The organism is uncultured Corynebacterium sp. (assembly GCF_945649885.1).
Lineage (GTDB): Bacteria > Actinomycetota > Actinomycetes > Mycobacteriales > Mycobacteriaceae > Corynebacterium.
Genome location: NZ_CALZFS010000159.1, coordinates 1 through 4,847, shown reverse-complemented (window position 1 = coordinate 4,847; position 4,847 = coordinate 1). Strand labels below are relative to the sequence as shown.

Genomic DNA, 4,847 nt, shown 5'->3' with positions numbered 1-4,847 from the left:
TGATGGACTGCGGTCCCCGGAAGGAGATGGAGGGCAGGCGGCCAAAGTCCTGATCCTGGACGATGTTGATGTGCGGGAGACGCTTGAGAATCTGCTGGAAAAGAACCTGCATCTGCATGCGCGCCAGGTTGCGGCCCATGCACTGGTGGATGCCATATCCGAAGGTCAGGTGCTTGGTCACGTTGTCGCGGTAGAGATCGAAGGTATGCGGATCAGGGAAGACCTCAGGGTCACGGTTGGCCACCGAGGTCACCAGGAGAACATCCTCGCCTGCGGGAATGGTGACTCCGCGAACCTCGACCTCGTTGACAGTCTTGCGACGCCAGGCGTGTGAACCACCGTTGAGGCGCAGGGACTCCTCCACCGCGTTGGGAATCAGTTCTGGTTTCTGCAGGAGCAGTTTCCACAGGTCCGGGCGTTCGGTCTGCAGGAAGATGAACAGGTTGGACGCGGAGTTGGAGGTGGTGTCATGCGCGGCGGTGACAGCGGACATCGTCTTGGACCGCAGGTAGTACATCGGGACAGCATCCGGATCTTCGCGGTGTGCGCGGATGGAGTGAGGCACCCAGCCTTCTGCCTTCTCATCGGCCATGAGCTTGGCCAGCACCTTCTGCGAGTGCTGCCAGAACTTACCGTTGGTCTCTGCGACCTTGATGTCCTCACCCGGTGCGGGCTTGCCCCAGGTGGTGGTGGCGTGCGCCATCGAGTACTCGTGGATCTTTGCCATGTCTTCTGCTGGGATGCCCATGAATTGGAGTGCGACAGTCAGCGGGGAAATGTGCAGCAGGTCCTTGTAGAGGTCGACTTCACCGTTGGCGATGAACTGATCAATGTAGCTGTCGACGGTCTGACGGGCCACTCCTTCCAGTTTGCGGAGCTGCTCAACCTTGAAGGGTTCCTCCAGTGCGCGACGGCGAGGGGTGTGGATCGGCTCATCGGTGTTGACGATGGTGTCACGGAAATCGTATCCATACTCATCAAGGACATCCTTGGCCTCATCCGAGAGCGGAACCGCCTTCTGGAGGGCATTCGTGGCCGAGTAATTCTCGGTGTCCTTGAAGATCTTCATGATGTCTTCATAGCGGGTGACCACCCAGTAACCCAGCTTGTGGGAATAGAAGACCGGCTCATTGTGGAAGGACCACTCGGTATGCCCCCAGGGATCGTTGACGAATTCAACGCCCAGAGCATCGAACTTCTCATCGGAGACACTCTTGCGATTGCTCAAGGCCTCAAGATCAACCATCTCACCGTTGAGATAGGGGCAGGCGGACGCGTCTGCTGAAGGGTTAGCCAGAGTATCAGTCATATTTGATCAGTCCTAAGTGGTCCAGAGGGGGAACGCTCCCCACCACAATGCGTGGTGTGGAACGCTGTGCATCACCAAGGACGCTATGAGTGATGAGCATTACAATCAAATTGCGACTCATGTCATACATCTAAAGATCGACTCAATCGGAGTGTGTTAACAAGACTTTATTAACCAGATTCACAGTCTGGTTACAGAGGTTTCGCCACTTGGTTATGGCCTTAGGGGGCAAAATTACCCCCGCGTGGGGATATTTTGTGGTCTCCGTGGTGGAAATGTCACCCACGTGGATTGGGAATATCATTAGGGGTCGGGCTGGTGGGACGGGGCCGTTCGGGCCCTTTACCAGTGTATTTCCTTCCATGTCAACAAAATTATCCCTAGGGTTATCCCTATACTTTCTTAGGGGATTAGGGTATGTACTCATGCGCGCGGATTGGTATATGATCTAGTCCCTTCTGGGGCTTTAGCCGCATTCCGGGCCCCTAAAATCATTCTGTTGGCCCAGTTTGGGGCTGGGTAACCCGGTCCGATTCGGGCGTGATCCCACATGGGGGATCCTGGTGGGGTAAACCAAGGTATCGGGGGGTAAACCTCAGCGGAAAGGTCCTGGGATGTGAACCGGGTTTCACCTTGTCCTGGACTTGATCCAGCGGTGGGTAAAGCGTGAAATTCCCCGCCAGGAAGCCCTGGCGGGGATCAACTAACAGGTGGGGAGGGTGGCGTTACTTCACGGTTCCGGTCTGGCGATCAGAAAACTTACGCAGTGGAAATCTCTGCAAATGGTTTTCATCGGTAGTGAAATCGCCGGGAGCTTTACCTTCAACGACGCCGTCCCGGGCGTGCCTGCCTGACGTGTCTGCTGGAAAGCGCTCCTGATCATCAGCGACTGCTGGTTCTCCTGCGACGGTGGTATCCGCATCGGATCTCGCTGCTCCTGCAGGAGCCCCTCCACCCACGCCGGAGTTGGCGGGATTGCCTGGTGGTGTTTCAGAGACAATGCCGAAATCTGCTTCCTTGTGGGCTTCGCCAGGTGCGTAATCGCGCACATTCTCCTGGGCATCACCAGCGAGGTCAGCATCTCGGTGGGTACCGCCACGCGCATGGGTGCCGGTGGTGTCTGCATGAGACGTGTCAGGATGGAAGTAGTCGGCATCAGTGGCCTCAGAGAGACCATAGTGGGTGTACACCTTGTCTTCCTCATCCGCGGTCAGGCCATTGTCCGCATCAATATTGGGAGCATCCTTGATGGCGTCTTTGCTGAAACCAAGATTGAGTGAGCCTGCGCTGAGGGATGAGCCCCGTAGCGGAACCAAGCTTGAGGACAGGCCGAAGAGACCGTGATTGACCTCCACAAATTTCGGCTGACCGGACCGGTCATCTAAAAATACCTCGTTGACGGAGCCCAGCTTGTCGCCTGAGTTGTCATAGGCGGTGGCATCGAATAGCTCACGGATCTCGTTCTTGTTGGGCGTTGCGTTTGTCATATTCTTCCTTCCTTATAAGGGGTGCTTAATTCACGCTGGGGAACGCGAAGTTTTATGTCTCTGTGACGACAAGGCCGCGGGTGCGTGGATTCCCAGTGCATCCATGTTTTGCTTTCCCCGGCTATGGCTGTGCGGGGTGCAGCCTAATGTCTGAACTTGCTGAGGCGGATCCTCTCGGCCTCAGCCCTGGTGTCGGCGGCGTCTCGTGCTGCAGTAGTGGCATCATGTGGTGCCTCCGCATGGTTGACCTTGTCTGCATAGGGATCCCCCGAATCGCCAGGTCCGGCGGTATCAGGTGCGTCCTCCCGGAGGCCAACTTCCTCACCTTCAGACAGTTCCGGCATCACGGGGTGGAAATAGTCAGCAGGAGCCTCCGTGCTCAGTCCATAATGGGCGAGGATTGTTTCGCGTTCGGAACTGCTCAGTCCAAAGTTTGGATCGATATCGGGCGCATCCTTGATTGCCTCTTTGGAGAAACCGAGTGTCAGGGTGTGCCCCTTCAAGCGGGAACCACGCAGCGGTACGATGCCAGTCTTTCTGCCGAAGAGTCCGTGGTGGACTTCCACCAGCACGGGGAGCCCGGTTGCATCATCTGTGAAGATGCCGTTGACCGATCCCAGTTTGTGCCCATCCTTGTCGTGGGCGATGGCGTCCAGCAGGGCGACAATCTCATACTTGGTTGTATGTTCAGACATGATTTTCCTTTATTTTTGGGTATCCTTAACGCCACCGTAGGCATGAACACAACTGTTATTTATCTGTGATGTGCGATTTATGCTTATGTTCCTGCGCACCGCGAGAAACAGCTTTGAATAAAATCAAACTGTGACCTCAGTCATGGTTATACGACTGGTTACCCGCAACGCGGAACATACGGCTGGAGGGGGCACTGGGAAGGTCACGGTTCACGGGTAATGGCCGAGGTGGAAATAACAAGCCTGCCGTTTTCAACACCACCGGCCTAGGTGGGGTAGACAGGAAGGCGTGAAGCGCCTCGTATCCCTGGGTCCCCTTGCCGTTGTCCTTATTGCGTGTAGCGATGAGCCGGCAGATGAAGCCCGGGAGGGAGCGGGGGAGGCCTTGTTAAGCTACGTAGCGTTGGGTGATTCCTTCGCTGCCATGGGGGCTCGCGATCAACCGTTGCGCGGCGAACCTTTTTGCTTGCGTTCAACCGGGAACTACCCCGAGCTCATCCATACAGAAGTCACCGATGTGACCTGTCAAGGGGCGGTTAGCGCGGATCTCCTTCAAGCGCGGGACACACCTGAGGGACAGCTGTCGGCCCAGATGGATGCGCTGGATGGCGCTACAACCCTGGTCACATTGTCCATTGGTGGAAATGATCTGGGGTTCGGGGATGTGGCTGGGTGTATCAGCAACCGGATGCGCCAGCCTGGGCAGGCAGACTGCGTGGAAATATGGGGAGCTGATATTAACCAGCGGTTGGCCCGGGTGCCGGCAGAATTAGACCGGGTGCACGAACAGATCAGTGAACGCTCTAAAGATGCGCAGGTGGTGGTAACCGGGTACCTGCCCTTGGTATCTGCCGGTGACTGCCCCGAGTTGGCGGTGGTCTCTGAAGCGGATCGGGCGTGGGCGATCAACTTGACCGCTGATATCAACCGGGTGGTGCAGGAGGCTGCCCACCGGCATGGCGCGGATTTTGTTCTACCAGGCTCAGCAGAGGACCACACCGTCTGCGCTGCCCCCGACGACCGTTGGGCAGATATCCGCGGTGTGGAAACGGATGCCTATCCGCTTCATCTGACCTCAGCCGGTCATGGGGCGATGGCTGAAGCGGTACAGGAGGTCCTGGAGTAGATGTGTGAGAGGATCCGCCACGAATAAAGCTCCCTCCACAGGCAGTGTCCGTGGAGGGAGCTGATCTTCTGATCACCGACCTCGGTGACCTCAGGGTCTGAGGGGTCGGAGCAGGGAAATTTAACGGCCGGAGAACCTGCGGAGACGGATTCTTTCTGCTTCCGCCGTATCATCGGCGGCGTCACGTTCCTCGGTTTTGGCATCCTCGGGTGCCTCCGCCGCCTGGCTGT

4 protein-coding genes are annotated in these 4,847 nt (G+C 57.0%); 1 reads left to right on the top strand and 3 read right to left on the bottom strand.

Going from position 1 to position 4,847, the window contains the following annotated elements; translation table 11 throughout:
* The 3 genes from Q0M74_RS12920 to Q0M74_RS12910 all read right to left on the bottom strand — a co-directional run.
* On the bottom strand, nt 1-1,309 hold a 1,309-nt coding region (locus Q0M74_RS12920), incomplete at its 3' end, for a cytochrome P450 (protein ID WP_293955109.1).
* Nucleotides 1,310-2,034: 725 nt separating this feature from the next.
* A complete protein-coding gene (locus Q0M74_RS12915; RefSeq protein ID WP_293955107.1) occupies nt 2,035-2,796 on the bottom strand; it encodes a PRC-barrel domain-containing protein in 762 nt (253 codons plus the stop codon).
* Nucleotides 2,797-2,939: 143 nt separating this feature from the next.
* Nucleotides 2,940-3,491, bottom strand: coding sequence for a PRC-barrel domain containing protein (locus Q0M74_RS12910; RefSeq protein ID WP_293955105.1), 552 nt, complete (start codon nt 3,489-3,491; stop codon nt 2,940-2,942).
* Between the two features lie 289 nt (nt 3,492-3,780).
* Between Q0M74_RS12910 and Q0M74_RS12905 the strand changes: the two genes are divergently transcribed.
* Nucleotides 3,781-4,617: an SGNH/GDSL hydrolase family protein gene (locus Q0M74_RS12905; RefSeq protein ID WP_293955103.1), complete on the top strand. Its 837-nt coding sequence runs from the start codon at nt 3,781-3,783 to the stop codon at nt 4,615-4,617.
* The last annotated feature ends 230 nt before the right edge of the window (nt 4,618-4,847 follow it).

Excerpts from the sequence above, each read along its gene's own strand:
- Q0M74_RS12910 (WP_293955105.1), bottom strand. The coding sequence starts at position 3,491 with ATGTCTGAACATACAACCAAGTATGAGATTGTCGCCCTGCTGGACGCC.
- Q0M74_RS12915 (WP_293955107.1), bottom strand. The coding sequence starts at position 2,796 with ATGACAAACGCAACGCCCAACAAGAACGAGATCCGTGAGCTATTCGAT.